This window comes from Myroides odoratus (assembly GCF_001549985.1).
GTDB lineage: Bacteria > Bacteroidota > Bacteroidia > Flavobacteriales > Flavobacteriaceae > Flavobacterium > Flavobacterium odoratum_A.
Genome location: NZ_LROZ01000001.1, coordinates 428,378 through 455,036, shown reverse-complemented (window position 1 = coordinate 455,036; position 26,659 = coordinate 428,378). Strand labels below are relative to the sequence as shown.

Annotated in this window: 27 protein-coding genes; 11 read left to right on the top strand and 16 right to left on the bottom strand. The window is 36.3% G+C overall.

Going from position 1 to position 26,659, the window contains the following annotated elements:
• Nucleotides 1-164 precede the first annotated feature (164 nt).
• The 8 genes from AWV75_RS02035 to AWV75_RS02000 all read left to right on the top strand — a co-directional run bounded on the left by AWV75_RS02035 (nt 165) and on the right by AWV75_RS02000 (nt 7,122).
• Nucleotides 165-1,256 carry a diphosphomevalonate/mevalonate 3,5-bisphosphate decarboxylase family protein gene (locus AWV75_RS02035; RefSeq protein WP_060872774.1) on the top strand — a complete coding sequence of 364 codons (1,092 nt, stop codon included), beginning with the start codon at nt 165-167 and terminating at the stop codon, nt 1,254-1,256.
• Nucleotides 1,257-1,310: 54 nt separating this feature from the next.
• Nucleotides 1,311-1,709: a hypothetical protein gene (locus tag AWV75_RS02030; protein ID WP_060872773.1), complete on the top strand. Its 399-nt coding sequence runs from the start codon at nt 1,311-1,313 to the stop codon at nt 1,707-1,709.
• A gap of 29 nt (nt 1,710-1,738) precedes the next feature.
• Entirely contained in the window at nt 1,739-2,332 is a 594-nt protein-coding gene (locus AWV75_RS02025) for a penicillin-binding protein activator LpoB (RefSeq protein ID WP_060872992.1), read from the top strand.
• An 11-nt stretch (nt 2,333-2,343) separates the two neighbouring features.
• The gene (locus AWV75_RS02020; RefSeq protein WP_060872772.1) at nt 2,344-3,768 is read left to right on the top strand and encodes a COG3014 family protein; all 1,425 of its coding nucleotides are present in this window, start codon (nt 2,344-2,346) and stop codon (nt 3,766-3,768) included.
• 5 nt (nt 3,769-3,773) lie between these two features.
• Nucleotides 3,774-4,127, top strand: coding sequence for a cysteine-rich CWC family protein (locus AWV75_RS02015; protein WP_060872771.1), 354 nt, complete (start codon nt 3,774-3,776; stop codon nt 4,125-4,127).
• 73 nt (nt 4,128-4,200) lie between these two features.
• Nucleotides 4,201-5,139, top strand: coding sequence for a mevalonate kinase family protein (locus AWV75_RS02010; RefSeq protein WP_002989588.1), 939 nt, complete (start codon nt 4,201-4,203; stop codon nt 5,137-5,139).
• Between the two features lie 53 nt (nt 5,140-5,192).
• On the top strand, nt 5,193-6,116 hold the full coding sequence (locus AWV75_RS02005) for a geranylgeranylglycerol-phosphate geranylgeranyltransferase (protein ID WP_060872770.1): 924 nt from the start codon (nt 5,193-5,195) through the stop codon (nt 6,114-6,116).
• A 70-nt stretch (nt 6,117-6,186) separates the two neighbouring features.
• A complete protein-coding gene (locus tag AWV75_RS02000; protein WP_181816753.1) occupies nt 6,187-7,122 on the top strand; it encodes a pseudouridine synthase in 936 nt (311 codons plus the stop codon).
• A gap of 66 nt (nt 7,123-7,188) precedes the next feature.
• On the opposite strand, the gene AWV75_RS01995 is transcribed toward AWV75_RS02000, so the two are convergent.
• The 4 genes from AWV75_RS01995 to AWV75_RS01980 form a co-directional block, all read right to left on the bottom strand.
• Entirely contained in the window at nt 7,189-7,719 is a 531-nt protein-coding gene (locus tag AWV75_RS01995; RefSeq protein WP_060872768.1) for a YceI family protein, read from the bottom strand.
• A 26-nt stretch (nt 7,720-7,745) separates the two neighbouring features.
• On the bottom strand, nt 7,746-8,477 hold the full coding sequence (locus tag AWV75_RS01990; RefSeq protein ID WP_060872767.1) for a pirin family protein: 732 nt from the start codon (nt 8,475-8,477) through the stop codon (nt 7,746-7,748).
• A 256-nt stretch (nt 8,478-8,733) separates the two neighbouring features.
• Entirely contained in the window at nt 8,734-9,312 is a 579-nt protein-coding gene (locus AWV75_RS01985; protein ID WP_060872766.1) for a Crp/Fnr family transcriptional regulator, read from the bottom strand.
• A gap of 98 nt (nt 9,313-9,410) precedes the next feature.
• Nucleotides 9,411-10,601: a pyridoxal phosphate-dependent aminotransferase gene (locus AWV75_RS01980; RefSeq protein WP_060872765.1), complete on the bottom strand. Its 1,191-nt coding sequence runs from the start codon at nt 10,599-10,601 to the stop codon at nt 9,411-9,413.
• A 115-nt stretch (nt 10,602-10,716) separates the two neighbouring features.
• Between AWV75_RS01980 and rsmG the strand changes: the two genes are divergently transcribed.
• Nucleotides 10,717-11,346, top strand: coding sequence for a 16S rRNA (guanine(527)-N(7))-methyltransferase RsmG (gene rsmG / locus AWV75_RS01975; protein WP_060872764.1), 630 nt, complete (start codon nt 10,717-10,719; stop codon nt 11,344-11,346).
• 310 nt (nt 11,347-11,656) lie between these two features.
• Here rsmG and AWV75_RS01970 read toward each other — a convergent pair whose 3' ends face one another.
• The 11 genes from AWV75_RS01970 to gpmI form a co-directional block, all read right to left on the bottom strand.
• On the bottom strand, nt 11,657-12,529 hold the full coding sequence (locus tag AWV75_RS01970; protein WP_060872763.1) for a universal stress protein: 873 nt from the start codon (nt 12,527-12,529) through the stop codon (nt 11,657-11,659).
• Between the two features lie 6 nt (nt 12,530-12,535).
• Nucleotides 12,536-14,122: a BCCT family transporter gene (locus AWV75_RS01965; RefSeq protein ID WP_060872762.1), complete on the bottom strand. Its 1,587-nt coding sequence runs from the start codon at nt 14,120-14,122 to the stop codon at nt 12,536-12,538.
• 204 nt (nt 14,123-14,326) lie between these two features.
• On the bottom strand, nt 14,327-15,952 hold the full coding sequence (pruA, locus tag AWV75_RS01960; protein ID WP_060872761.1) for an L-glutamate gamma-semialdehyde dehydrogenase: 1,626 nt from the start codon (nt 15,950-15,952) through the stop codon (nt 14,327-14,329).
• Nucleotides 15,953-16,050: 98 nt separating this feature from the next.
• Complete coding sequence (gene apaG, locus AWV75_RS01955) at nt 16,051-16,437, bottom strand: Co2+/Mg2+ efflux protein ApaG (protein WP_060872760.1); 387 nt, start codon at nt 16,435-16,437, stop codon at nt 16,051-16,053.
• 20 nt (nt 16,438-16,457) lie between these two features.
• Nucleotides 16,458-17,702: a DUF5103 domain-containing protein gene (locus AWV75_RS01950; protein WP_060872759.1), complete on the bottom strand. Its 1,245-nt coding sequence runs from the start codon at nt 17,700-17,702 to the stop codon at nt 16,458-16,460.
• 13 nt (nt 17,703-17,715) lie between these two features.
• A complete protein-coding gene (hxpB, locus tag AWV75_RS01945) occupies nt 17,716-18,381 on the bottom strand; it encodes a hexitol phosphatase HxpB (protein WP_060872991.1) in 666 nt (221 codons plus the stop codon).
• A gap of 69 nt (nt 18,382-18,450) precedes the next feature.
• A complete protein-coding gene (locus AWV75_RS01940; protein WP_060872758.1) occupies nt 18,451-19,221 on the bottom strand; it encodes a class I SAM-dependent methyltransferase in 771 nt (256 codons plus the stop codon).
• Nucleotides 19,222-19,234: 13 nt separating this feature from the next.
• Complete coding sequence (map, locus tag AWV75_RS01935) at nt 19,235-20,053, bottom strand: type I methionyl aminopeptidase (protein ID WP_060872757.1); 819 nt, start codon at nt 20,051-20,053, stop codon at nt 19,235-19,237.
• Between the two features lie 116 nt (nt 20,054-20,169).
• The gene (locus tag AWV75_RS01930; protein ID WP_060872756.1) at nt 20,170-20,835 is read right to left on the bottom strand and encodes a VOC family protein; all 666 of its coding nucleotides are present in this window, start codon (nt 20,833-20,835) and stop codon (nt 20,170-20,172) included.
• A 134-nt stretch (nt 20,836-20,969) separates the two neighbouring features.
• Nucleotides 20,970-21,545 (bottom strand): hypothetical protein, encoded by a 576-nt coding sequence (locus tag AWV75_RS01925; RefSeq protein WP_156424158.1) that lies wholly within the window; start codon nt 21,543-21,545, stop codon nt 20,970-20,972.
• A gap of 110 nt (nt 21,546-21,655) precedes the next feature.
• Nucleotides 21,656-23,173, bottom strand: coding sequence for a 2,3-bisphosphoglycerate-independent phosphoglycerate mutase (gene gpmI / locus AWV75_RS01920; protein ID WP_060872754.1), 1,518 nt, complete (start codon nt 23,171-23,173; stop codon nt 21,656-21,658).
• A gap of 302 nt (nt 23,174-23,475) precedes the next feature.
• Between gpmI and AWV75_RS01915 the strand changes: the two genes are divergently transcribed.
• Together AWV75_RS01915 and AWV75_RS01910 are read left to right on the top strand one after the other, a co-directional pair.
• A complete protein-coding gene (locus tag AWV75_RS01915; RefSeq protein WP_060872753.1) occupies nt 23,476-24,231 on the top strand; it encodes a murein L,D-transpeptidase catalytic domain family protein in 756 nt (251 codons plus the stop codon).
• 185 nt (nt 24,232-24,416) lie between these two features.
• Entirely contained in the window at nt 24,417-24,875 is a 459-nt protein-coding gene (locus AWV75_RS01910; protein ID WP_060872752.1) for a MoaF-related domain-containing protein, read from the top strand.
• A gap of 54 nt (nt 24,876-24,929) precedes the next feature.
• Here the strand turns inward: AWV75_RS01910 and AWV75_RS01905 are convergent, their stop codons facing one another.
• A complete protein-coding gene (locus AWV75_RS01905; RefSeq protein WP_060872751.1) occupies nt 24,930-26,522 on the bottom strand; it encodes a L,D-transpeptidase family protein in 1,593 nt (530 codons plus the stop codon).
• Nucleotides 26,523-26,659 lie beyond the last annotated feature (137 nt).

The following is a 26,659-nucleotide window of genomic DNA, read 5'->3' as shown; positions in this document are numbered from 1 at the left end:
TATCCAATATTCAACTATTTTTTTTGCAATAAATACATAAAAACTGTATGGATTGTGTGGTAAAAACTGTGAAAGATTTGGTTATAAGCAGTTTTTAGGGATGTGGAGGAGAAAACTCGGTATGTGATAAAAAGGTAGTATTTTTGTCAAAATTTTTGAAAGGAATGACAAGCGCAACAGATTTTATTTTCGATGCAACTGCAACAAAGGGAGAACTAGTACAAGAGGGAACATTTACATGGAGTGCACCAAGTAATATTGCCCTAGTGAAGTATTGGGGAAAAAAAGAACACCAGATTCCCGCAAACCCATCATTGAGTTTTACGTTGAGTAACTGCAAGACCATTACCACATTGGGATTTAGAAAGAAAGAAAGTAACGGCATTATTTTTGATTTGTTATTTGAAGGACAACCCAAAGAAGATTTCAAGCCAAAAATTCAAAAGTTCTTTGAACGTATTTTACCCTATTGCTCTTATATTGAGCATTATCACTTTACAATTGATACAGCAAATACGTTTCCTCATAGTTCAGGAATCGCATCTTCTGCCTCTGGAATGGCAGCTTTGTCGATGAATATAATGTCATTGGAACAGGCATTAAATCCTGCTATGACACACGATTATTTCTTGAAAAAAGCTTCTTTCTTAGCGCGTTTAGGTTCTGGAAGTGCTTGTCGAAGTATTGCAGGTGAAATTGTCGTTTGGGGAGCGCAGGCCGAGGTAGCAGGTAGTTCTGATTTATTTGGTATTGAAGCACCTTTTGATGTACATGCTAATTTTAAAAACTACCAAGACGTTATTTTATTAGTGGATAAAGGAGAGAAACAGGTATCAAGTACCGTAGGACATGATCTCATGCACAATCATCCTTTTGCAAAGGAGCGTTTTAATCAAGCCCATCAAAACCTAAGTCAATTAAAAAATATACTACAAACGGGAGATTTGAAACAATTTGTGGCTTTGGTAGAAAGTGAAGCATTGACCTTACACGCGATGATGATGACGTCAATGCCTTATTTTATTTTGATGAAACCCAATACACTTCAAATTATTGAACAAATTTGGGACTTTCGAGCTAAAACAGAAATTCCAGTTTGTTTTACGCTAGATGCAGGGGCGAATGTACATGTCCTTTTTCCAGAAAGCAATAAAGAAGTTGTACTTGCGTTTATTCGAGAGGAATTAAGCAAATTCTGTCAGAATGAACATTTTATTGAAGATAAAATGGGAACAGGAGCTTTATTAATTAAATAAAAAGCGCTATATTTACCTTAGAAAAAATAGTGTTTAATTTTTAAAATTCAAGCTATGAAAAATGTTATAAAGTTATTCGGACTCGTGATATGTAGCTTGTTAACATATCAAGTTAGTGCACAAACTCCTATTTTTGATCAGAATCCCAACTATCGTGTAAGCATGGAAAAATACATGATGCAAAAGGATTCACTTTTAGTACATTTAGGGGAAACCGTACAAGATACTTATAAAGCGTTTGATTGGTATGAAGCCAAGCAAGAACGCAAAGCGCTAAAAAGACAATACCGCCACGAAGAACGCATGGCTCGTGCAAAATATGGCCGTAGTTATTATTCGGATTATGGCTATAACTACAATTCAGGTTACAACGGTTATTATAGAAATTATAGCAACTGGAATTGGTCACCTCGTATTGGTTTTAGAACAGGTAATTGGTGGTTCTCTATTTAATGAAAAAATTAATGAATAATAAAAAAAGTATGCAAATTAAGAAGATAGCATTAGCTGCAATTTTAGCAGCCTCAGGTTTATTTATCACATCATGTGGTCGTCAAGTTACACGTGTTAGCACAGATGAAACAATCGACATAAGTGGTAGATGGAATAACTCAGATTCAAGAGAAGTTGCACAACAAATGACAAGACAAGTATTAGATGGTGCTTGGATTGGTGATTTTCAGGATGACAACAACAATAAAAAACCCGTAGTTATCGTCGGAATGGTTTACAACAAAAGCCATGAGCATATTGACGCAGAAACTTTCGTAAAAGACGTAGAGCAATCATTCATTCAATCTGGACGTGTTCGCTTAGTACAAGGAGGTAAAAAACGCGATGAGTTAAGAGGAGAAAGAGCAGATCAACAAACAAATGCTTCTGCTTCTTCTATGAAACAGTTTGGATTAGAACAAGGAGCAGATTTTATGTTACAAGGTTCTATCAACTCTATCGTTGATTCACACAAAAAGAAAAAAGTAGTTTACTATCAAGTTAATTTGGAATTAACGAATCTTCAAACAAATGAAGTTGTTTGGATCGGTGATAAAAAAATAGCGAAATACGTAAAAAACTAAATTTATAATTGATGGTTTTCAATCGAACCATATCTTCAATATTAAAAACATTAGTGCCTTTAGCGCTAATGTTTTTCGTATTTGGATGCGCCACTTATCACGATCGGATTACGGATTACTACCAGCGTATGACCCAACAAGATTACGCAGGAGCCGATAATGCCTTGGATAAGAATAAACTACTACAAAAAACAAGAAACTTACTTCTCTTCTATATGGAAAAGGGGCGAGTGGAACACCTTAAAGGGAACTATGCCTTGAGTAATCAATACTTAAATAAGGCGGATCTTTTAATTGAAGATCAAGTGACGAAAGTTGGGGATGTAATGGTAGGACTTTTCTTGAACTCCATGTCTCAAAGTTATAAGGGTGAGGAATTCGAGATTTTCATGATTCACTACTACAAAGCATTAAACTATTTATACTTAGGACAATCTCAAGAAGCTTTAGTAGAAGCACGTCGTATTTCCCTTCAAAACTATGAGCAAGGAGATAAATACAATAACAAGACGACGCGTTATTCGAAAGATGCTTTTTCTCTAAATTTACAAGGACTTATTTACGAATCCACCGGAAATTACAACGATGCGTTTATTTCATATAGAAATGCCGTAGAAACGTATCAAAGTGCAACAGGTGGTCTGTATTATGGAGTAAGTATTCCTGAAAACCTGAAATATGATGTCATGAATATGGCAAATAAATTGGGCTTTACGAATGAATTAAAGAAATTCGAGAAGGAATTTTCAATGCCTTTTAAAGCATATCAAACGGCTGATGGAGGAGAATTAGTGGTCTTCTGGGAAAATGGAACTGCCCCAATTAAAGAGGAAGAAAATATTGTCTTCTCGTTAATTAAAGGAGATAGTGGAGCTTTAGTTTTTACCAACGCTTTAGGAGTGATGATTCCTTTGGATTTTGGTATTGCAGGCCATACTGATTTAAGTGATGTCCACAGTGTAAATATCGCTTTCCCTAAGTACATTAGTATTCCCGTACCGTATGTAAAAGCACAAGTGCAAGTGAATGGTGCAGCAACTTTTGTCTTAGAGAAAGTACAGGATATAGATGTTGTTGCAGTTTCTACTTTAAAAGAAAGAGCCGGAAAAGAGTTAGGAAAAATCTTAACGCGATTGGCTGTAAAGAAAGCGGCTGAATACGCCGTAAAATCTGTAGCTAGATCCAATGATAATAATGCAGTATTGGAAGGTGTTGGTTTGGGATTGCAGCTGTATAATTTGTTTTCGGAGAAAGCTGATACGCGTAACTGGCAAACCTTGCCTGCTGAGATCAGGTATGCTCGTGTACCCTTGACAAAAGGAAAGAATCAGTTGAGCTTGGAGTTGCAAAGACCGCAAGGCGAAATGGTAAAACAACAGGTCGAAATTGAAGCAACGGGAAACATGAAGTTCTACAATTTTGCTACCATGAAGTAGAAATTATGACGAAGAATAAAGTGTGTACACACTGTAAAACTCCTATTGATTGTCAACCAGAAGCAATTGATCAATGTGCTTGCACTCAAGTTCAGGTCAGTTCAGCTACTCGAAACTTCTTGCGAAGCTCCTTTCATAAATGCTTGTGTCCAAGCTGTCTAGAAAAAATGGAACAGTTGGTACAAGAGGGCCAAACGAATGAGTTTCCACGCACAAGAAGTGAAATGGTAGAAGGAAAGCATTATTACATGGAGAATGGCTATTTTGTTTTTACTGAATTGTATCACTTTCTGAAAGGACAATGTTGTCAAAATGGATGTAGACATTGCGTGTATGGTTTTAAGAACCGTTACTTATAGAAAAAAATAAAACAAAATCACCTAAGCGTGAATATTATACGTACCTTTGCAGGGTAAATTACTTTTATCAGCTATGAAAGGACCTTTATTTTATTCAAAAATTCTATTATTCGGAGAATATGGAATTATAAAAGACTCAAAAGGGTTATCTATTCCTTATAATTTTTATAAGGGAGCCTTAAAAATGGAAGATAACCTAGAGGGATTCGCTAAAAAATCAAACGAAAGCTTACGAAACTTCGCTGCGTATCTAGAAGATATGCAAGAGGCTGAGCCTGCTTTAGTACAATTTGATCTCGATCGCTTACAAGCAGAGATTGAAAATGGATTGTACTTTGATTCTAGTATTCCACAAGGATATGGTGTTGGTAGTAGTGGTGCTTTAGTTGCTGCAATCTACGATCAATATGCACTAGAAAAAATCACCGTTTTAGAGAATCTAAGCAAAGATAAATTACTGAAATTAAAAGGGATTTTTGGTAAAATGGAAGCGTTTTTCCACGGAACAAGCTCAGGGTTAGATCCGTTGAATAGCTATTTGAGTTTACCAATTTTAATCAACTCCAAAGATAATATCGAACCAACAGGAATACCTTCTCAAAGTTTAGACGGAAAAGGTGCTGTGTTTTTAATCGATTCAGGAATTGTAGGTGAAACTGCACCTATGATTACTATTTTTATGGAGAAATTGAAAGAACAAGGATTTAGAAAGGTATTGAAAGAAGAATTTATTAAGCATACAGATGCTTGTGTTGAAAACTTCTTGAAAGGAGATCTGAAAGCCTTGTTTAACAATACGAAAGAACTTTCATCTGTGGTGTTTAATCACTTTAAACCCATGATTCCAGAACAGTTTCACAATGTGTGGCAAAAGGGAATCGAAACCAATGATTACTATTTGAAATTATGTGGTTCTGGTGGAGGTGGTTATATCTTAGGATTTACTCCAGATATCGACAAAGCAAAAGAAACGCTTAAAGATTACAAATTAGAAGTAGTATATCAATTTTAAGCAAGAAATATAGAGAATGTTATAACCTTTTTTAATCACAAGAAAAAATAAATATGTTATCTAGGAAAAATAAAATCCTCTTAGCTAAAATATTCAGTCTGTTTTCTGTGGTGAGAGGTTATAACATTTTTGTTATTATTTTAGCCCAATATTTAGCTTCCATTTTTATCTTCGCTCCAGAAAAAAGAGCTTTAGATGTTATTTTAGATTGGCAGTTATTTCTTATTATATTGGCTTCAGCCTTAGCAATCGCTTCAGGCTACATCATCAACAATTTTTATGACGCAGAAAAGGATTTAATCAATCGTCCCACTAAATCAATGTTGGATCGTTTGGTGAGTCAAACAACAAAATTGAGAGTCTATTTCTTTCTCAATTTTCTATCTGTTTGTATTGTACTGCCTGTATCTATACACGGGGCTATTTTCTTTGCCATTTACATTTTCCTCTTGTGGTTTTATTCTCATAAGTTGAAAAAATATCCAATCATTGGGAATTTATTAGCCTCATTGTTGGCTATGCTGCCTTTTTTTGCTATTCTCATGTACTTTAGGTCATTTCATATTTCTATTTTTGTTCATGCCTTTTTCCTGTATCTGATTATTTTGATTCGAGAAATCATGAAAGATTTAGAAAATATTCGGGGAGACTTTGCTAATAATTACCAGACTATTCCAGTGCGTTTTGGTGAGCGAAAAGCCAAAGAAGTGATTACAGGCGTTTTCGTCTTGGCTTTGATTCCTATTTATTTTATGACGGTTCGCTTTGATGTCGGCTATATGATTTACTATTTCTATTTCAGTATTGTCATTTTGCTATTCTTCTTATTGAGGCTATGGAAATCAAATACAACGCAAGAGTATCATCAATTGCATTTCTTACTTAAGCTTTTGATTCTGTTGGGGGTCCTATCTATTGTGTTAATTAAACCCGATGTTTTGGCAAGCGGGAAGTATCTTTTAGAGGAGAATTTATAATAAAAAGCTATATTTTTTTGTATTTTGAAATAAAAGAAGGAGTTTGTCTATCTTTGCAAAAATATTTAATATGAATAACGGTAAATCAGGTTCTAGAAAACCCCAATCTAATCGCAGTGGTAAACCAAAAGCTGGAGGGCCAAAAGCTGGTAAATCTAAAGCTGGAGGATCAAAAGTTGGAGGTGCAAAACCTTTCCAGAAGCGAGCTAGTCAAGGACAAGGAGCACAAAAACCTAATCCTTCTGCTAGAACATTCGATAAAAAACCAAAAGTAGTAGCTACTCCAAAAGAAGATAATGGAGTAATGCGCTTAAACAAGTATATTAGTAATTCTGGAGTATGTTCTAGAAGAGACGCAGATTTATATATTACTTCGGGTAACGTAAAGGTTAACGGAGAAGTAGTGACGGAATTAGGATACAAAGTAAATATAACAGATGTAGTAAATTTTGATGGTATGGTATTAGTACCAGAAAAAAAGGTGTATATCTTGTTAAATAAGCCTAAAGGATTCTCTACAATTAATGAAGATGTTATTAGTCAAGAGAATGTATTGAGCTTGATTAAAAATGCAACGAAATCAGCAGTAGCACCTGTAGGACGTATGGATAAAAGTACATTGGGACTTATGATTTTCACCAATGATACTAATTTAATTCAGAAGTTAAGTTCACCGGAACAACGCTCTTCAAAAATGTACCAAGTTTCGTTAGATCGAAATTTGAAATATGAAGATTTGGAACGTGTACAAAAGGGAATCTACATTGATGAAAAGCGCGTATTTGTTGAAGATGTCGCTTATGTTGAGAATCAACCGAAAACTGAAATTGGAATCAAATTAAAAGCATCAAACGTAAAATTAGTACGTGCTTTATTTGAATCAATGGATTATAATGTTTTGAAAGTAGATCGCGTGATGTACGGAAATATTACCAAGTGGAATCTACCAAGAGGAAGCTGGAGATTTTTAACGGACGATGAAGTTCGCAGTTTACAACAAGGATAAAAAAAAATGCTCAACTGAAAAGTTGAGCATTTTTTTATTTTACTGTATTCAGTTAACGGTCAGCTGTTAAGCTAAAACAAACTGTGTTTCGATATCGAAGTTTACTTCCTCACTTACCAATAGACCCCCTGTTTCTAGTGTGGTGTTCCAGTTTAAATCCCAGTCTTTTCTATTCACTTTACCATTTAGGGCTAAAGCAATCTTTGAATTCCCCCATGGATCTTGAATGATACCGCTGTATTCTGCATTTAATTTTACAGGTTTACTTACCCCATGCATGGTTAAAGTACCTTCTACTACATAATGAGCTTCTCCTTTTTTCTCAATTTTAGTTGAGGTAAAAGTTATAGTAGGGTATTGTTCTGCATCAAAGAAATCTGCACTTTTTAAGTGATTATCACGGTCTGCGTTGTTGGTATCAATTGAAGCAACTTGTGTTTCAAAATGTAGCGTGCTTTCTTCTAGATTATCATTTAATAAGTTGATTGTTGCTTCATAATCAGCGAAATTCCCTCTTACATTGGTAAACATCATGTGTTTAATTTTAAATCCAATTGAAGAGTGTGTTTTGTCAATGTTCCAAATTTTAGTTTTCATCTTGTTTATTTTTTTACTGTTAGTAATTATTGTAAGTAGCTTGGTAATTCCATTGGAATTTCCATTAATAAAAGCTGTGCATCAGTTGTTGCTTGTACTTGAAGTGAATCAATATCCCAAATTCCGATGGCATCTCTGCGATCTAACGTTTGGTTATTTACCGAGATACTACCTTCTAATACAAAGAGATAAACTCCATTGGTTTTATCTTTCAACTCGTAGTTTAGTTCTTTGCCTTGATCCAAGTTGGCTAAATGAAACCAAGCATTTTGGTGAATCCATGCGCCTGCATCTTCAGGATTAGGTGATAAGATTTGATCCCAATGGTTATGGCGTTTAGTAACGTCTAATTGCAATTGTTGGTATCGCGGTGTCACATGAAGCTGATTGGGAAATACCCAGATTTGCAAGAACTCACTAGCCTCTGTTTCACTTGGGTTGAATTCACTGTGTTGTACACCTGTACCAGCACTCATTACTTGAATTTCATTGACATGAATGGTTTCACCATGTCCCATGCTATCTTTATGCGCTAGACTTCCTTTCAATGGAATTGAGATAATCTCCATATTTTCATGTGGATGCGTTCCAAATCCCATACCCGGTGCTACGTAATCATCATTGAGTACGCGTAAAACACCAAAGTGTACCCGATCATTGTTTCTGTAATTAGCAAAGCTGAAGGTGTGGTTGGATTTTAACCAACCATGGTCAGCATATCCTCTTGTATCAGATTTGTATAAAATAAAATTTTCCATAGTTGTATCGATTTTGTTATACAAAGATACAGATAGTCAGAGGTTTAGTCGCTTAATGTAGGTTAAGAAATGACATAGTGGGAAGGTGAGGCGAAGAGAGGGTGAGGTGGTTAGAGGGTGAGGCGATGAGATACGTAGGGGCAAATAGCAATTTGCCCATTAAGCTGAATGTAAAGGGAAAAGGGTGAAATACATACGTCCAGTCAACCGTTAACAGTCAACTGTTCACTGTCAACTGTCCGCCGTTAACCACTATTTATTTCGCGGTAAGGATTCTCTTTTTCAATTTGCTAAAGAACTCAGGGGTAATACCTAAATAAGACGCAATTTGCTTTTGTGGTAGGCAGTGTTTGATTTCTGGAAAGCGCTCACAGAATCGCTCATAGCGTTCTTCAGCGGTTAGTGATAGGTTATCCATCAAGCGTTGTTGATTGGCGATTAGTGATCGCTCTAGTAAGATGCGGAAATAACGTTCCATTTTTGGAACCTGGTCAAATAGGTTGAGTTGTTGATCACGAGTCATGGTTAGTACCATTGCGTCTTCTACAACTTCGATGTAGGAATTTCCTGGCTTTTGGGAAAGAAAACTATACATGTCTGCAATCCACCATCCATTGGTTGCAAAACTAACGGTATGCTCAACAATTTGATCATCTACAAAATAATTTCTCAAGATACCTGAGATTACAAAAGTTGAATCATAGCAGATTTCTCCTTCCACTAAGAGTTTCTCTTTCGCACTATAACGATGAGATTCAAAAGAATCCAATACTATTTTTTGTTCTAGTTCTGTTAAAGTTACATGCTTCGCAATGCTTTCTAATACTATATCCACAGCAATCAGTTTATCTCATAAAAATACAATTTTTATTCATACAAAAAAAGCGCTAATACCGAAGTATTGAGCGCTTTTAATATTGATATTGTTGCGTTTTATTTCAACGCTTCTTTCATTCGTTTTAAAGCTTCGATTAATTGATCTTCGCTTGTTGCGTAAGAAAGGCGAATGCAATTTGGATTTCCAAAGGCATCTCCTGTAACAGTTGCCACATAGGCTTTATCTAATAAATACATGGATAAATCATTGGCATTGTTGATGGTTACGCCTTGAAGGGTTTTACCGAAAAAAGAAGATACATCAGGAAATAAGTAGAAAGCACCATCAGGTACGTTTACTTTTACGCCTGGGATTTCTCTCAACAAGTTTACGACTAAGTCTCTTCTGTTTTTGAATGCGTGTACCATGTCTTTTAAAACACTTGGATCAGCATTAACTGCTGTGATGGTTGCACGTTGAGCAATGGTATTTGCTCCAGAGGTTACCTGTCCTTGCATTTTTGCACATGCCTTTGCAATAAATTCAGGAGCACCAATATATCCAATACGGTATCCTGTCATCGCAAATGCTTTTGAAATTCCGTTTACGGTAATCGTACGATCAATTAGATTTCCAATAGAACCAATACTGCAGTAAGCACTACCGAAGTTGATGTGTTCGTAGATTTCATCCGAAAGGATATAAATAGAAGGGTATCGCTCTAATACGGCAGCAATCGCTTCTAATTCTGTTTTACTGTAAACAGAACCACTTGGATTACATGGCGAACTAAACCAAACCATTTTGGTTTGTGGAGTAATAGCGTCTTCTAATTGTTGTGCTGTGATTTTGAAATCAGTATCAATAGTTGTGGAAACTTCTACTGGAATACCTTCAGCAATTTTAACGATTTCAGCATAACTCACCCAAAAAGGAGCAGGAATGATTACCTCATCTCCTGGGTTAATCATCGCTTGTGCTACATTGAATAACGCTTGTTTAGCCCCTGTAGATACAACGATTTGGTTTGCTGTATAGTGTAAGTTATTATCTCTTTTAAATTTGTTGCTAATTGCCTGTCTTAGCTCTGCATATCCTTCAACAGGCGGATATTTACTATAGTTATCTTTGATTGCCTGAATGGCTGCTTCTTTGATAAAGTCAGGGGTGTTAAAATCGGGCTCACCAAGACTCAAACTGATAATGTCTATTCCTTGTTCTTTTAGCTCGCGTGCTTTTGCGGCCATCGCTAAAGTCTGTGAAGTTGTAAGATTGTTGATTCTATCTGATAGAACTTGGGTTTTCATAGGTATTCATTCTTTTAAATAGTATCAATCAAAGGTAAGTATAATAAATCTATATTATAGTTAAGGGGTATTTATTTACCGATAAAAAAAAGCTATTTTTGTCAAAACTTTTGAAATGGAAGAAATTTTAAAATATTTCCCTAATCTTACCCCAGAACAGATCGCTCAATTTGAACAATTAGAAGTTGTATACCAAGATTGGAATGCGAAAATTAACGTTATTTCTAGAAAAGATATACAAGAATTGTACGTGAAGCATGTACTGCATTCTTTAGGGATTGCTAAAGTGATGGAATTTGTTCCTGGGAGTAGTGTTATGGATGTTGGAACGGGAGGTGGTTTTCCGGGTATTCCATTAGCTATTCTGTATCCAGAAACAAAATTCTACTTGATCGATATCATTGCAAAAAAAATACGCGTGGTGAATGAGGTGGTACAAGCCTTAGGGTTAACCAATGTAGTTGCAGAACAAAAAAGAGCAGAAACCGTAGAGGAAAAGTTCGATTTCATTGTGAGTCGTGCCGTAACCAATATGCCTGATTTTGTGAAATGGATTCGCCATAAGACGAAGAAGGAAAATAATCATGAATTTGAAAATGGAATTCTGTACTTGAAAGGTGGAGATTTGACAGAAGAATTGCAAGACTTCCCAAAAGCCGTTCAGTTTGATTTGAGTAATATTTTCGATAATGAATTTTTTGAAACGAAAAAAGTAGTGTACTTGCCGTTGAAATATAAAGGGTAAATGGGTTGTTGGTTATGAGTTATGAGTTATGAGTTATGAGTTATGAGATGAATGGATGAGTATCTAAAATTACTACGAGAATCAAACCTATAAGATAAAAAAACAGTATCATATAAAACGAAAAAAGGATGAATTGCAACTGCAATTCATCCTTTTTTATATATCATAATTATTTTTCACAAGGTGATTCAAGATAATAATAGGTTTGTATGAGATTTCAGATCATCCCCCATTTATCTCATGGGGTTATATTTATTTTAGTATTCGATGAACGTCCCATAACCCATCACCCATAACTCCACTCCAATAGTTAACGAAGCGGCTTGACAAACAGCAAACAGGTATCCGTAGGTCGATGTAGCACATGATTGGCAACACTTCCTAAGATAATCTCTTTGATGCCTGCTGAACCTTTGACCCCTAGAATCATGAGATCTGCCTTTTTTGTTTTGGCATATTGGATTAAGGCAGCAGCAACATTTTGATTTTTTGCAGGGACGATGTCAATATCGGTATATTGAGCATATTGTTTATTCCATTTTTCTTCTTTCTCTTTGATGTCCTCACGTGATATTTTATCCAGTTCTTTATCCGTCATCATAGGTAAATAGCTCCAGTATGATTTAGAAATATGCACGGCTGAGTGTTTAATGAGCTGTCCTTTGGAATTGTTTTTGAAACGAGCTGCCCAAAGCATAATCGCATTAGTATAACGAGAGAAATCAATTGCATCAATCACCGTTTCAATGGGAATATGGAATGTTTCGGGCACGAGAAGCGTGGCAGAAGGTAAAAGGCGAACCAATTTATTTGCCAAAGCGCCGTTACCCGTTAACTGTTGTTTATTTCCCAATACGAGTAAATCGTAATTTTTTTGTTTTGAAATGCTAGCAAAAGCAATTTCAGAATAGTTTTCAAGGGTGATGATAATTTCGTACTTATAGGTAATTTCAGTGGCGGTGATTTGTTCTTCTACACGTTTGGTGATTCTTTTTTGAATCAACGCCAATTGATCTTTTTGAATTAATTCTTTGGGAAGTTCACCTAATTTTAAATTGTGAATAAAGGTGATTTGTTCTACGTTTAGAATATGGTCGAGTATTTTGGCATATTGAATCAAGTATTGATCCATCTCAGAGAGATCTAAGCCAACTAATATATTGAGTGCTTTGTTTGTTTCCATCATGCGTTATTTTTGCTGTTCTTCGATTAAATCAGAGATAATATCCTTGTAACTCTTTTCTTGTTTCGATTTCAATTGTTTCGCTTTTTTGTTCAATTCATCTTGTAGTCCTTTTTGCAAGCTGTAACACATCAATAACAAGATAACCGCGAACGGAAGTCCGGTTATAATTACAGCAGTCTGAAGGGCATCTAAACCTCCACCCCACAACAATACGATGGCAATAAATCCTTGTGCAAAAGACCAGAATACACGTTGCCAAACGGGTGACTCTCCTTCACTACCGGAGGTAATATTATCAATTACTAGCGATCCCGAATCTGAAGATGTAATAAAGAACGAAAAAATAAGAATAATGGCTACAATAGACAGGAAATTCGTGAACGGGAAGTTTTCCAAGAAAACGAATAGTGCCGTTGAAATATCTTCCTTAACTGCGAGTACCATCGTCATATCACCTTGTAAGATGGTGTGTAAGGCACTTCCTCCGAAAACATTCATCCAAAGTAGGGTAATCAAACCAGGTACAATTAAAACTCCTAATACAAATTCTTTAATAGTTCGTCCTTTTGAAATTCGAGCGATAAAACTACCCACAAAAGGAGACCAAGCAATCCACCAGGCCCAGTAAAATATGGTCCAAACGTTTTGCCATCCCGATCCTTTGTACGTATCGTTCCACGTACTAATATCAATGAAGTTTGCCAAGTAAGAACCGGTGTTCTGAACATACCCTTTGAGAATAAATAAGGTAGGACCCAAAACGAAGATTAGAACCATAAAACCAGAGGCTATATACATATTGACATTACTCAATAGTTTTACTCCTTTATCCAATCCTGAGAAAACAGAGATGGTTGCAACACCAATTACACCAATAATAATTCCCGCTTGCATTAAGGGAGAAATCTCCCATCCATAAAGGTATTCAAGTCCCGCTGTGATTTGGGTTACCCCCAATCCCAAAGAAGTAGATAAACCAAATACGGTGGCTAAGGTGGATAAAATATCAATGGTATGTCCCCACCAACCATGAATCTTTTCCTTTAAAAAAGGATATAATAAAGACCGGAAGGTCATGGGTAATTTTTTGTTGAAGCTGAAAAAGGCCAAAGCCAATCCAACGATGGCGTAAATAGCCCAAGCGTGTAGTCCCCAGTGCAAACTAGTGAATTCCATGGCTTGGATAGCGGAATCAATATCGCTATCGGTAGGTCGGGGAGGGTTAAAGAAGTGGGAAACAGGCTCTCCAATACTAAAGAACATGATTCCGATTCCCATTCCTGTACTAAAGAGCATGGCAAACCAAGAAGGTTTAGAGAATTCAGGTTCTGCATCATCCCCTCCTAAACGGATATTTCCATATTTACCAAAAGCTAAAAAGAGGGCAAAAATGAGAATGATATTGACAGTTAGAATGAAGAACCAACCAAAATTTTCTGTTACTGCTAATTGACCAATGTGAAACCAATCACCTACTTTACTAGGAAAGAGGATACAGACGGCAATAAGTAAAATGATGAGTAAAATTGAGGTGGTAAAAACAGGTGGATTTATCACCAATTGTCTTTTGTCTAGTAATTTTTTAAACATGAGTTATATACTATTTGTTAATAATTATAACCCAGTACTTTAGAAATAAAATAAGGATCTTTTTCTACTGAAAAAGAATAAAAGCAAAATATAAAAGTAATTTTTACTTAATCGTTTGATCAAAAAAGAGGAAACGATCCCAATAAAAAGCACTGAATTGTGAATGAAAAAAGGCGGTCTTTGAAACCGCCTTTTAGTATGTTCTTATCCTAAGAAAGGATATCTGTAATCTTTTGCAGGAACAAAGGTTTCTTTAATTGTTCTTGGCGATACCCAACGCAATAAGTTCAAGATAGAACCTGCTTTGTCGTTTGTACCAGAAGCTCTTGCTCCACCAAATGGTTGTTGACCTACAACAGCTCCTGTTGGTTTGTCATTGATGTAGAAGTTACCTGCTGAGTTTACTAACGCTTCAGTAGCTTCTGCAATAGCATAACGACATTGAGAGAAGATTGCTCCAGTTAAGGCATAAGCTGAAGTCTCATCTACTAATTTCAATGTTTCAGACCATTTTGCATCCTCGTATACGTAAATAGTTAAAACAGGACCGAATAATTCTGTTTCCATTGTATCGTATTTTGGATTTGAAGTTAAGATAACAGTTGGCTCAACAAAGTATCCAACAGATTTATCGTATTTACCTCCTAAAACTACTTCTGCATCTTTCGCTGCTTTTGCTTCTTCGATTGCTTTCGCCAATTTGTCGAAAGAACTTTCAGAAATTACAGAAGATACGAAGTTTGAAGGATTTTCAGGAGAACCCATTTTGATTGTTGCTAAATCAGCAGCCATAAAATCTTTTACTTCTGGCCATAATGAAGCAGGGATATAAGCTCTTGAAGCAGCAGAACATTTTTGTCCTTGGTATTCGAAAGCTCCTCTTGTTAAGGCAACAGCAACTTCTTTTGGACAAGAAGATGGATGTGCTAATACATAATCTTTTCCTCCTGTTTCCCCAACAATTCTAGGGTATGTTTTATAGTTGTTGATGTTTTGTCCGATTTTTGTCCACATGCTGTTGAAAACGCCTGTTGATCCTGTAAAGTGGATACCAGCGAAGTCAGGACTAGCTAAAAGTGTATCTGTAATCATGGCAGAATCACCGTATACTACGTTGATTACACCGTCAGGTAAACCTGCTAATTTGAATACTTCAACAATGACTCTCGCTGAGTAAATTTGTGTAGCAGATGGTTTCCAAACGACAACGTTCCCCATCATAGCAACTGAAGACGGTAAGTTTCCAGAAATAGCAGTAAAGTTAAATGGAGTAATTGCGTATACGAAACCTTCTAAAGGTCTGTGCTCTAATCTATTCCAAACACCATCAACAGATAGTGGTTGTTCTGAATAAATTTGAGACATATATTCTACGTTAAATCTCAAGAAGTCGATGAACTCACAAGCTGCATCAATCTCTGCTTGGTGTAACGTTTTTGCCTGAGCAATCATTGTAGCCGCATTGATTTTAGCACGGTAAGGACCCGCTAATAATTCAGCCGCTTTTAAGAAGATAGCTGCTCTGTGTTCCCATGGCATGGCTGCCCATTTTGTTTTTGCTTCTAAGGCAGTTGAAATTGCTTTTTCAACTAAAGCTTTGTCTGCTTGGTGGTAAACACCTAATTTATGTTTGTGATCAAAAGGTGGGAATAAATCTTTTGTATTTCCAGTTCTGATTTCTTCTCCACCAATAAATAATGGAATATCAACTAATTGGCTATATTGCTCTTTGAAAGAGTTCAAAGTCAATTCTCTCTCTTGCGTCCCAGGCGCGTATGATTTTACAGGCTCATTAATAGCACTCGGAACTTTGTAGAATCCTTTTGACATAATGTACTTTTTTTCGGGTTTATTAAAATATATAACTACAAAGGTAATTAATTTTACTCGAATTACAGGTTATTACACACTAGTTTAACTTAAAGCGTCTAATTTAAAATAAAGGGCGCTACGAGCTTAAAAAAGGGAATTTCAACTGTAATCATTTCTTGATTTTCTGTGCGAATGACATTGTAATAGCCTTGCATTGCACCAGAAGTGGACGTCAATACACAACCACTACTATAGGTGTAGGTTTCATTGGGTAAGATAAGGGGTTGTTCTCCTACAACACCTAATCCTTCTACAATTTCTTTGGCATTGAGTGAATCGTAAATTTCCCAATGACGCGAGTGGATTTGAATGGTAGAATCACTTTGGTTTTCGATGGTAATTTCATAACTAAAAGCAAATTGCATGCTATTACTTCGTTGAAAAAAACCTTCATATAGTGTTTCTACTCTTACATTTACTCCTTTGGTTTGTTTTGATACCATAATGCTGTTCCTTTTTATTTTTAGTACGTAATCTGTTCTGCATTTGCTTCTGCAAAACCGATAACACGATCATATAAATCAGTATTTCCTTTATAATATACTAAAACTTGATATTTATTTGTGGTTAAAGCATGATTCCCATCGGGATTGTGTTCTGTGCTAACTTTACCTTTTACCACGGTTGTAATATTGTAATTGGTGAATCCTTGCTTGATGAGAATTGCTTTTTCAAAACGATCCGTTTCCGGATTGTAGGTCAACTGATGCTCAGGGGTTAATTCATAATTGTTAAACATCCCCGTAACAAAATAAGCTTCGTTTTTATCCTCAGCTACAGGGCGAAACGTGAAGTATACCCAGCTGTATTCTGCTTCAATTGTCGCTTTTTTTCCATAGATGTTGCGCACTCTAAATGAACCGTTGATATCAGGATAATACGAATATTTCTTATCTAACCATCCTGTAATTGGGTAAAGCGTCGTTTTATACATATCATTTTCCTTCCCATTGAAGTAAATCATGTTGTTGGCTTGTTTTAAGTCGCTGTTATCAAAATAGCGAAATTGATTGCCTCCCCAGAAACTAGTTTCTTTGTCATATTTGTAAATCAAATCTGTACCAATCGTATATTGAGGTGGAACCTTGGTAATATAAGAATCCCAACGGCCATTTTGGAACAAAGCGACTTTGATATTGGTTGTTGGATTTTGATAGGTTTGATCCCCTAATTTAATCGTCAGCTCCAAGGATTGTTTCGTATCAATATAGGTTAAATCTCTTGTTCTTTTAACTTGAGCTCCTACAGCAACCGTATTTTCATACAATACAAATTTGCGTCGAATGACCACTTGATTGTCTTCATCGTAAATCTCTAAGATGTAGTTCCCACTTTTCGTGATGCGATACTGAGAGTTAGGGATTGTTAACTTGTAGTGGGTGTACATTTGCAACGTATTGAAAGAGGTACTATATTGCTGAATACGTTGATTGTCCATTCCTTTGATGTATTCAATCGGTCTCAATTGTGAAGGTGTCCAATCGTAATTATAGGCTTGTATTCGGTAGTAGTAATTTCCTTCATCTCCATACAAATCGTCAAATTCGAGTGCAAAGCTTTCATTTAATGGAAAGAAAGGAGTGACGGCTTGATCATTATTCATGAAAGCAGCCATTTTGATGTAATTGGCGGTATAATCCTGTGTGGACTGTGCTTGGGTAAGCAAAGTGCAAAAAAAGAATATAAAAAGCCATTGTACGTTCAACATGAGTAATGGTCTATTAGGGGGTTACGCAATTTAAAGCTAAGAAATTTTCTTCAAATTCCTCTAAATTAAATAGTTTTCTATCTGCTAAATTAAATTTAGGATCTTCGTAAAACTCCAATTCAGGAACTACAAAGACGGTCATTCCTGCATTTTTACCTGCTGTAGCCCCAGTAAAAGAATCCTCAACAACAAGGCAATGCTCCGGTTGGCTGTCTAGATTTTGCGCTGCTTGTAGATACACATCAGGAGCGGGTTTACCCTGAGGAACATCCAAGGCAGATACGGTAGTTTGAAAAAAAGAATGAATGTCCAATCGCGTTAAAACCGTTTGAATCAACGAAGGCGTAGAGTTAGTTGCTAAACCAATTTTGATTCCTTGTGCTTGTAAAAAGGTTAAGGTGGCTAAAACGCCTCTTTTGATTTCCCCTTCTTGGCGAATTAATTCATCTACGCGGTCGATAACGGCTTGTTCTACTTCTTCGAGTGAATGGCCAGTCCAAGGGAATAAACGATACCAAAGTTCAGTGACTGCTCTTGTAGTTTGTCCAGTAGTTTGATGGGCTATTGCTTCACTCCATTGGCAACCTACAGCAGTAAAAACTTCTCTTTCTGCTTGTTGCCAAAATTTTTCAGAATCAATTAAAACGCCATCCATATCAAAAAGTACGGTCGTAATCATAGTTAACATACGTAAACGAATAATAGTTGTACGAAGATACGCAAAAGCGATAGAATGAGAAAGGAAGGTTTATAGGGGTTTGAAACAAACAGGAATAATTTCTCCTGCTGCTAAACAATATTTTTCCACTTCTTTTGGAGTAAGTCGATGGGTGTAATCCTCTTCAATAACCGTAAAACCGATGTGACGCAGTTTATCGAAATAATCTGTTCCATAAACGCGAACGTGATCATATTGACCAAATAGCAAGGTGCGCTCTTTGGGATCGGTGATGCTGTCATCTTGAAAAGTAGTTGCTCTATTCAAGTCTTGAGGGACTTGAAAAATGCCCATTCCACCAGGTTTGAGAATGCGATATAATTCTTGCATGGCTTTGGTATCATCAGGAATGTGTTCCAATACGTGATTGCACAAGATTATATCAAATGAATTATCCGCAAAAGGTAAATTACAGATATCTGCTTTGACATCTGCTAAAGGCGACTCTAAATCTGTCGTCGTATACGTTAAATTAGCCTGTTTTTTAAAACGCTTATAAAACGCTTGTTCAGGAGCAAAGTGTAGGACTTGATAAGGAGCCGTGAAAAAATCAGTTTCTCTTTGTAAGTACAGCCACAACAAACGATGTCTTTCTAAAGACAAAGTACTTGGAGAAAGCACGTTATTTCGTTGTTTAGCATAGCCATAAGGTAAAAAACTCTTAAAACTTTTGCCATCAATAGGATCGGTATAGCGATCTCCTTTGAGGTACCAGGCAAAAATAGGTCGAACAAGATAACTCAACCGAATTAAAATCGGTCGAGGTATAATGTTCAGTATTGTTTTGAAAAGTTTCTTCATTAGAGGAAATGAATTATAAAACTAAAGGTTTAGCTCTAAACTCATCTTCTTCATTGCTTTGGATTCCCAAGGCTTGGTAAATGTACTGGAACGTAGATAACAATTCTGGCTTACCATTCACTAAAGCCACATCGTGCTCAAAGTGTGCCGATGGTTTTCCATCACGCGTCACGATGGTCCATCCGTCATTCAGTTGTTTGATGTTTCTTGTTCCTAAGTTAATCATCGGTTCAATCGCAACAACCATCCCTTCAACGAATTTCTTCCCTCTTCCTGGTTTACCGTAATTTGGCATCTCAGGAGCTTCGTGCATTTTTGTTCCTAGTCCGTGACCTACTAATTCACGTACTACAGTATAGCCTTCTTTTTCGCAATAACGCTGAATAGCACTTCCTACATCTTCTACGCGGTTACCTAATTTGAATTCGCGAATTCCTACGTAAAGTGATTCTTTTGTGATCTGCAATAAACGCTTTGTTTCAGGTGCAACTTCACCTACTTCAAAGGTATAGGCGTGGTCCCCATAGTATCCATTCATGACTGTTCCACAGTCAATCGATACGATATCACCTTCTACAATGGGTTTATCTGTTGGTAGTCCATGTACAATTTGCTCGTTTACACTAGTCAAAATAGTAGAAGGACATCCATATAATCCTTTGAATCCCGGTACTGCACCGTGATCTCTGATAAATTCTTCTGCTTTTTTATCTAATTCTAAAGTCGTTACTCCTGGCTTTAGCTCTGTTGCAAGCATCCCTAATGTTTTAGAAACTAAAAGGGCACTTTGTCTCATCAACTCAATTTGTTCTAGAGTTTTTGGAATGATCATACTTTATTGATTTAAGAACTACAAAATTACGGTATTCCTTTGAATCTAAAAAATGGATGAAAATGGAATTTTAGAAATAAAGAAGTTCTATGTTGTTGAACTGCAAAATAATTGGCTTATTTCCAATCTGAAGCCTGAATGGTATAAGAGTTAGCATTGACTTCTAACTGAATTGTTGCATTGCCTGGTTGGGCTTTTATTGCAGTAGGATACCAGTTTCTTTCAGGGGTAACGAAAATAAGTAATCCTTCATCATCACCAATTGCACAGAATTCTGGTAGAGGTTGCGCTTTGTCGAAATACTGTAATCCCGTTTGTTGCATAATCCCTTCTGCTGTTTGCATCGGTTGAGCAGTAACAATACCGATTTCGCTAATATTCAACATTTCTTTGGGTGAAAAAGGTTGATTGAGTACTGTTTGGATATCTTCTCTCGCGATGAATTCAAGTAAATTACCATTCAAGTCCCAAAAGTAAATCGATTGTGCTTTCCAAGCATCGAAATAGGTAATAACTTCAGCTTTGGGAGAAGGAAGTAGCTCAAGGTTATGCGCCTCCGCCCAAGCAATAGCTTGCGCTAGGTGATTGGTAGCAATATTAAACGCTAGGTGATAAAAAGCAGGGCTGTCTTTTTTCTCTTGAAAAATCAATTTGGTATCACCTGCTTGAACGTGAACTTCGTTTTGTGTTTGTTCTACAAGCGTTAAACCTAAGGTATGTTGATAAAAATGGACGATATTATTTAGGTTTGCTGTTTCTAAGGTTAAGGTTGTTATTTTCATGATCTATTTTGTATTTGTTTAAAGTAAAGGTAGGTGGAACTGCGCTTTTTTGTAAACAATTGCGATGGAATAAAAAAATAGAAGTATAGATAAAAACAATAAAAAAGAGGCGATAAAAAGCCTCTTTTTCTTTATTATAAGTGAATGAATTTAGGTTCAAGTTGTAGTAAATCACTAGAAACTTGTGTGAGTTTTCCCTTTTCAAAAGTATAAAGATTGATAGACGAATCTTTGACGATAGCTTTTGAGTTAGCTTCATTTTGAAGTAAATCCAAGAGAAAACGATCGTAATATTTACCTCTCCAATTGGTATTGTATGCTTTGTAGTTGATTACATAAAGTGGTAGGTTTATTTGTTGACTCAGTGTGTGACCTAAGTGATCATATCCTGTAGTGACTAAATAAAGTTTATATCCATTCTCCTCTGCCCAGCGTTTAAAAGTTGCTAGGGGATAACAAGTTGGTCCTGAACAGCCATTTGTAAAGGTGTAGACCAGAATTTTATCATGCTGTTCCATTTGGTGTCGAATCTGTTCTCCTGTTATGGAATAGACGCGATTGGGTAGGGTATCTTTTCCTTCTTCATAAGTAGCAAGATAGGGGCGGAATGCGGGGTCTAATTTTTTGTAATCGCTAGTGAGTCTAGTAATTTGAATACAAGAACTGCATAATAGGGCAAGACCTGCTAATGCAAGTAGTTTATATTTCATAGGTTGGTTCGTTGGTGTTAAGCCAAACGAATATAGCGAATTAATCAAAAACAAACAGCGCTTTGTATTTTTACAAAGCGCTGTTTTTATGTTGTGATTTAATTTAAGTATTAAACCAAAGAGTGTCTCGTCATTTCTTCCGGTTGAGGTAATCCCATTAATTTTAAAATCGTTGGGGCAATATCTCCTAAAACGCCGTGATTGATGGTTTTGATGTCTTTGTCAACCAAAATAATTGGCACGGGATTCGTAGTGTGAGCGGTATTCGGACTACCGTCTTCGTTTAGCATGGTTTCACAGTTTCCGTGATCGGCTAATACAATGGTGGTATAATTATTTGCTAAAGCTGCTTCAACTACTTCTTTGACGCATTGATCTACTGCTTCACAGGCTTTAATTGCTGCTTCCATGACTCCAGTGTGCCCAACCATATCTCCATTGGCAAAGTTTAAACACACAAAATCAACTTCTCCTTTTTGCAATTCTGGAATTAACGCATCTTTTAAATCATAGGCACTCATTTCTGGTTTTAAATCATAGGTTGCCACTTTAGGCGAAGGACATAAAATGCGTTGTTCTCCTTCGAAAGGCAATTCTCTTCCACCTGAAAAGAAAAAGGTTACGTGTGGATATTTTTCCGTTTCGGCAATGCGGATTTGTTTTTTTCCGTGTTGAGCGATAATTTCTCCAAGCGTATGATGTAAATTCTCTTTGTCGTATACAACATGCACACGTCTAAAGGTATCGTCATAGTTGGTTAAGGTTACAAAATACAAAGGCAAGGCTTTCATTTCGTATTCTGGGAAATTATCTTGTGATAGAACATGGGTTAATTCACGCCCACGATCGGTACGAAAGTTAAAAAAGATCACTACATCATCGGCTGCAATTTTACCAACAGGATGATTGTCTTTATCTACCATAACAATAGGATCAATGAATTCATCTGTAATTTGATTTGCATAACTCGCCTCGATGCTTTTTACTGCATCGGTTGAGTGAATTCCTTTTCCCTCTACTAATAAGTGATAGGCTTTGGCAATTCTTTCCCAACGTTTGTCGCGATCCATAGCGTAATAGCGCCCGATAACAGAAGCCAATTGAACTGGAGAATAGGCAATGTGCTCTTCTAATTTAGCAATGTGTTTTACTCCCGACTTCGGATCTACGTCTCGTCCATCTGTAAAAGCATGAACAAATAAATTTTGTAAACCGTAATCTACTGCTGCATCAAGTAAGCCATATAAGTGTTTTTCATGTGAATGAACACCTCCATCAGAAAGTAAACCTAGAAAGTGAACGTTCTTGTGGTTTTCTTTTGCATAAGCAAAGGCTGCTTGCAAGGCAGGTTCATGAGCAATGGTTTTGTTTTCAACCGCCATATTGATTTTGACTAAATCTTGGTACACAATTCGACCTGCACCTAAGTTCATATGACCAACTTCAGAATTTCCCATTTGACCTGCTGGCAATCCTACATTTAATCCGTCCGTTAATACATAGGTATTCGGGTATTGTGTATATAGGCTGTCAATAAAGGGAGTCTGAGCATATGCGATGGCTGAAACTTTGGGATCTTGCGTTTTTCCCCAACCATCTAATATCATTAAAATTACTTTCTTATTCATTGCTGTGTGTTTTTGTCGTTTGAATTATTCCTTAGACAAATTTACAGATTGTATTTCTAAGTTCTACTTTTTGAGGGGATATTCCTGCACTTTATTTAAAAAAAAGACAGTTTTCGCTTCTGACTTTTGAGGTTTTAAGGAAATTGTGATTTTAGGATACGAAAAATGCTCAATTCGCAAAGAATGTACAAAAAAAACATAATTATATCCTTACTTTGGTGATTATCATTTGTTTGGTAAAAATATTTTTTTATTTTTACGACTTCGTAATTAAAAATAACCCCTTTTTTAAAGATATTACAATGAATTATAAGCAGTGGATAGTGGCTTCGGCGGCTTTGGTATTAGTTGGTGCAGGTATTGCCAAGAATTCAATTCAATTTGATAGTTCATCCATTCAGTTGGATGCTGATATAACAGAGAAAGTAGAAAAAACAGAACTAACCGCAGAAGAAAGTTTTGCATTAAAAGCAAATACACTTTTTCATACGTTAGATTTAAAAGCGTTTAATGCTCCTTCAGAGAAAGTATTTACGATGGCGTTGAAAGGCTATTTTAAGATGCAAGAAGAAGGTTTAATCAAGAATAATAAATTGACTATTGTTGATTTTAGTGTTTCTTCTACACAAAAACGCCTATGGGTGATTGATATGGAGAAGAATACGGTGCTATTGGAATCTGTAGTGGCCCATGGGAAAAAAACAGGGGATGAATTTGCTACTGCTTTTTCAAACCGAATCAATTCTCATATGAGTAGTTTAGGATTCTATAAAACGGGTGAAACGTATCAAGGAAGCAATGGTTTTTCTATGCGTTTAGATGGATTGGAAAAAGGAATCAATGACAATGCACGTACACGTGCGATTGTTGTACATGGCGCAGATTATGCATCTCCTGTATTAGCCTTAAAACAAGGACGTTTAGGTAGAAGCTACGGTTGTCCTGCTGTTCCAAATGAAGTAAATAGAGAATTAATCGAATTAATTAAAGAGGAGTCTTGTTTGTTTATTTACTCTACACAACAAGATTATTTAAAACAATCGAAATATTTAATCTAAAAAATAAGATTCAACTAGTAGTTGCTAAAAATGTCCAACGTACAACGGTGCGTTGGACATTTTTATTTAAAAAAATGATTTTTTGATGGAATTAGGCCTACTTTTTGTTACTTTTAAGTGGAATACAAGTTGGAATACCATGCCATTCTTTGTAGGGTAAATCTTATAATTTAAAAAATGAAGCAATGAAAAAAATCAGTCTATGTTTACTTGCAACTCCTTTGTTGTTCTTGGCTTGCAAACAAGGAGGTTCAACAGTAAAAGAAGCAGATATCAATCAAACAACCGAAGCTACTCATACAGCATCAACGCAAGAGCAGGAATCACTAATTGGACACAAGGGAATTTTAACCTATCCTGATTTTAAAGCGGAGGTAGAGTATGTATCAGAAAATCAGTTACATTGGAAAACCACGAATGCAGAGGGAGTGGTTTCTGAAGGAACGGAAACCATGTATTATAAAAAAATAGGGGATCACCTGTTTTTTATTAACTGGATTGAAAGCGATGGGTTAACGGTTAGTCAAGTTATTGATACACAGAAGGGAAGTGTCGATGCTTTTTTAAGCTATGCGGATGAAACAAGTAGTCAAGGAAAGAGAAGTGCAAGTTTTATTCAAGGAACTTTTCAGCTAATGAAATAAAAGAAATAGCCTCTGATGCATCAGAGGCTATTTTTATGGTAGAACTACGATTTCTTATTTGCTTAAACGCTTATAAAGTTCTTCGTCATACTTATAGATATCTTTGAAATAGGTGAATTTTCCTTGCGTATCAACTTGCACCGTCCAGTACAACAAATGGACATCAATTGGATTTTCACTTACTTTGATACTTTTGGTGTCTTGAGAAGCGATAATCTTATCCACTTCCTCTTTGGTTAAATTTGGAGCCGCAAGTTCAAAAATATAGGCCGTCAAATCAAAAGGATCTTGTACGCGTACACATCCTGAGCTTAGGTTTCTGTCGTTACGGGCAAACCCCCATTGACTTGGGGTATCATGTAGATAAACCGCATGGTTGTTTTGAAACAGAAATTTGACACGTCCCAACGTATTCCCTGGTCCTCCTTTTTGTACGTAACGGTAGGAAGTACCTTTGCTTGCATCCCAATTTTCTGGGGAAACCACTTTTCCTTGACTATTGTAAATAGTAAAATTCAACCTTGAAAAATAAGACAAATCGTTACTTGCCTTAGGCACCAAATCATTTTTTTTGATGGTTGGTGGTACTGTCCAAGTAGGATTCAATACAACGGTTGTCAAGGTCGAGCTTAAAATAGGTGTTTTACGCGCTGCTGTTCCCACAACAACTTTGTGTTGTCGAATGGTATCCTGATTGGACACAGAAACTAAGCTGTAAGCGGGAATGTTCACCAAAATATAATGGGATGAAAATTCTCTCGGAAACCAACGCCAACGTTCTAAATTGACAATTATTTTTTCCTTTAAAGCATTTTCATCTCGCAAAATAGCATCAATGGTTTTTGTATCGGTAAAGCCCGTAACATTGAGTTTCTTTTCTTTTTGAAAAGCCTTAATGGATTGAGCGGTTGCTTGATTGTAAATCGCATCTGTCTGCAGACTATCTGCCAATTGATTTAAGAAAATCAAGTGCTTTTTGAGGGCAACAAGTTCTGGAATTGTATCGTTAATTTTACCTTGTTTAAACGGTTTTAGGCTGTCTTTTTCTAAGGCATAATAAGAGGATAGCTTTTTTCTTAATTGTGTGTATACCGGTTGTTTGGTTCGAATACTGTCATAGCTTAATGTAATACTCTCATGCTCTAAAGCCAAAAGCATTGTGGCACTGGTATTTAATGGTTTGGGCGTTATTTCCCAATCTCCATACAAACGCTTCGCTCTAACACTACCATTGAATAGATGATCTAACGTATTGACATACATTGTAGAAAATAAAAAATCCGCTTGAATTTTATCTGCTTCAGGGAGTTGTTCATAGGTAGCATCTAACGCTATGAGTTTGTGTAATTCTTTTGATGCAATTTTGATTCCATCATTTTGGAGATCGCGAACACTTTCTAAGAGTTGCTGCCTATTCGCTGCATTGAACCAGCCTAGATGGTAGTCATTGGTTTTGTAAAAAAGGCGAACTTCTTCTTGAAGCGCACTAGTTTGTAAAGAGTCAAATTGGATGCTGGGGACTTCATTCAAAGCCTCAACCACTTCATTTTCACCATAGACGACTCGCATGGCTTGTTTGCTTCGCTCACCACAAGAGGAGAGCACACAAGTAAGCAATACGGTTGGAAGTACTAATTTCTTAATCATATAGCAAGATTATAGACCAAAAATAATGAAAATAATTTACATTTAAGATATGATAATCATGCGAGTTTAAGTAGAAGTCCTAAAATGAAAGAAATAAAATATTTTTTTTAGAAAGTTTCAAACCGGACTGTTTTCTA

What these genes read in the sequence shown, in the direction of transcription:
- AWV75_RS02030 (WP_060872773.1), top strand. Translation starts at nt 1,311, where the DNA reads ATGAAAAATGTTATAAAGTTATTCGGACTCGTGATATGTAGCTTGTTA.
- AWV75_RS02035 (WP_060872774.1), top strand. Translation starts at nt 165, where the DNA reads ATGACAAGCGCAACAGATTTTATTTTCGATGCAACTGCAACAAAGGGA.
- AWV75_RS01910 (WP_060872752.1), top strand. Translation starts at nt 24,417, where the DNA reads ATGAAAAAAATCAGTCTATGTTTACTTGCAACTCCTTTGTTGTTCTTG.
- AWV75_RS01950 (WP_060872759.1), bottom strand. Translation starts at nt 17,702, where the DNA reads ATGTTGAACGTACAATGGCTTTTTATATTCTTTTTTTGCACTTTGCTT.
- AWV75_RS01915 (WP_060872753.1), top strand. Translation starts at nt 23,476, where the DNA reads ATGAATTATAAGCAGTGGATAGTGGCTTCGGCGGCTTTGGTATTAGTT.
- AWV75_RS01990 (WP_060872767.1), bottom strand. Translation starts at nt 8,477, where the DNA reads ATGGAAAATTTTATTTTATACAAATCTGATACAAGAGGATATGCTGAC.
- pruA (WP_060872761.1), bottom strand. Translation starts at nt 15,952, where the DNA reads ATGTCAAAAGGATTCTACAAAGTTCCGAGTGCTATTAATGAGCCTGTA.
- apaG (WP_060872760.1), bottom strand. Translation starts at nt 16,437, where the DNA reads ATGGTATCAAAACAAACCAAAGGAGTAAATGTAAGAGTAGAAACACTA.
- AWV75_RS02025 (WP_060872992.1), top strand. Translation starts at nt 1,739, where the DNA reads ATGCAAATTAAGAAGATAGCATTAGCTGCAATTTTAGCAGCCTCAGGT.
- AWV75_RS01905 (WP_060872751.1), bottom strand. Translation starts at nt 26,522, where the DNA reads ATGATTAAGAAATTAGTACTTCCAACCGTATTGCTTACTTGTGTGCTC.
- AWV75_RS02005 (WP_060872770.1), top strand. Translation starts at nt 5,193, where the DNA reads ATGTTATCTAGGAAAAATAAAATCCTCTTAGCTAAAATATTCAGTCTG.
- gpmI (WP_060872754.1), bottom strand. Translation starts at nt 23,173, where the DNA reads ATGAATAAGAAAGTAATTTTAATGATATTAGATGGTTGGGGAAAAACG.
- AWV75_RS01980 (WP_060872765.1), bottom strand. Translation starts at nt 10,601, where the DNA reads ATGAAAACCCAAGTTCTATCAGATAGAATCAACAATCTTACAACTTCA.
- map (WP_060872757.1), bottom strand. Translation starts at nt 20,053, where the DNA reads ATGATCATTCCAAAAACTCTAGAACAAATTGAGTTGATGAGACAAAGT.
- AWV75_RS01930 (WP_060872756.1), bottom strand. Translation starts at nt 20,835, where the DNA reads ATGAAAATAACAACCTTAACCTTAGAAACAGCAAACCTAAATAATATC.
- AWV75_RS02010 (WP_002989588.1), top strand. Translation starts at nt 4,201, where the DNA reads ATGAAAGGACCTTTATTTTATTCAAAAATTCTATTATTCGGAGAATAT.
- AWV75_RS01965 (WP_060872762.1), bottom strand. Translation starts at nt 14,122, where the DNA reads ATGTTTAAAAAATTACTAGACAAAAGACAATTGGTGATAAATCCACCT.
- AWV75_RS02000 (WP_181816753.1), top strand. Translation starts at nt 6,187, where the DNA reads ATGAATAACGGTAAATCAGGTTCTAGAAAACCCCAATCTAATCGCAGT.
- AWV75_RS01940 (WP_060872758.1), bottom strand. Translation starts at nt 19,221, where the DNA reads ATGAAGAAACTTTTCAAAACAATACTGAACATTATACCTCGACCGATT.
- AWV75_RS02020 (WP_060872772.1), top strand. Translation starts at nt 2,344, where the DNA reads ATGGTTTTCAATCGAACCATATCTTCAATATTAAAAACATTAGTGCCT.
- AWV75_RS02015 (WP_060872771.1), top strand. Translation starts at nt 3,774, where the DNA reads ATGACGAAGAATAAAGTGTGTACACACTGTAAAACTCCTATTGATTGT.
- AWV75_RS01925 (WP_156424158.1), bottom strand. Translation starts at nt 21,545, where the DNA reads ATGAAATATAAACTACTTGCATTAGCAGGTCTTGCCCTATTATGCAGT.
- hxpB (WP_060872991.1), bottom strand. Translation starts at nt 18,381, where the DNA reads ATGATTACGACCGTACTTTTTGATATGGATGGCGTTTTAATTGATTCT.
- AWV75_RS01995 (WP_060872768.1), bottom strand. Translation starts at nt 7,719, where the DNA reads ATGAAAACTAAAATTTGGAACATTGACAAAACACACTCTTCAATTGGA.
- AWV75_RS01970 (WP_060872763.1), bottom strand. Translation starts at nt 12,529, where the DNA reads ATGGAAACAAACAAAGCACTCAATATATTAGTTGGCTTAGATCTCTCT.
- rsmG (WP_060872764.1), top strand. Translation starts at nt 10,717, where the DNA reads ATGGAAGAAATTTTAAAATATTTCCCTAATCTTACCCCAGAACAGATC.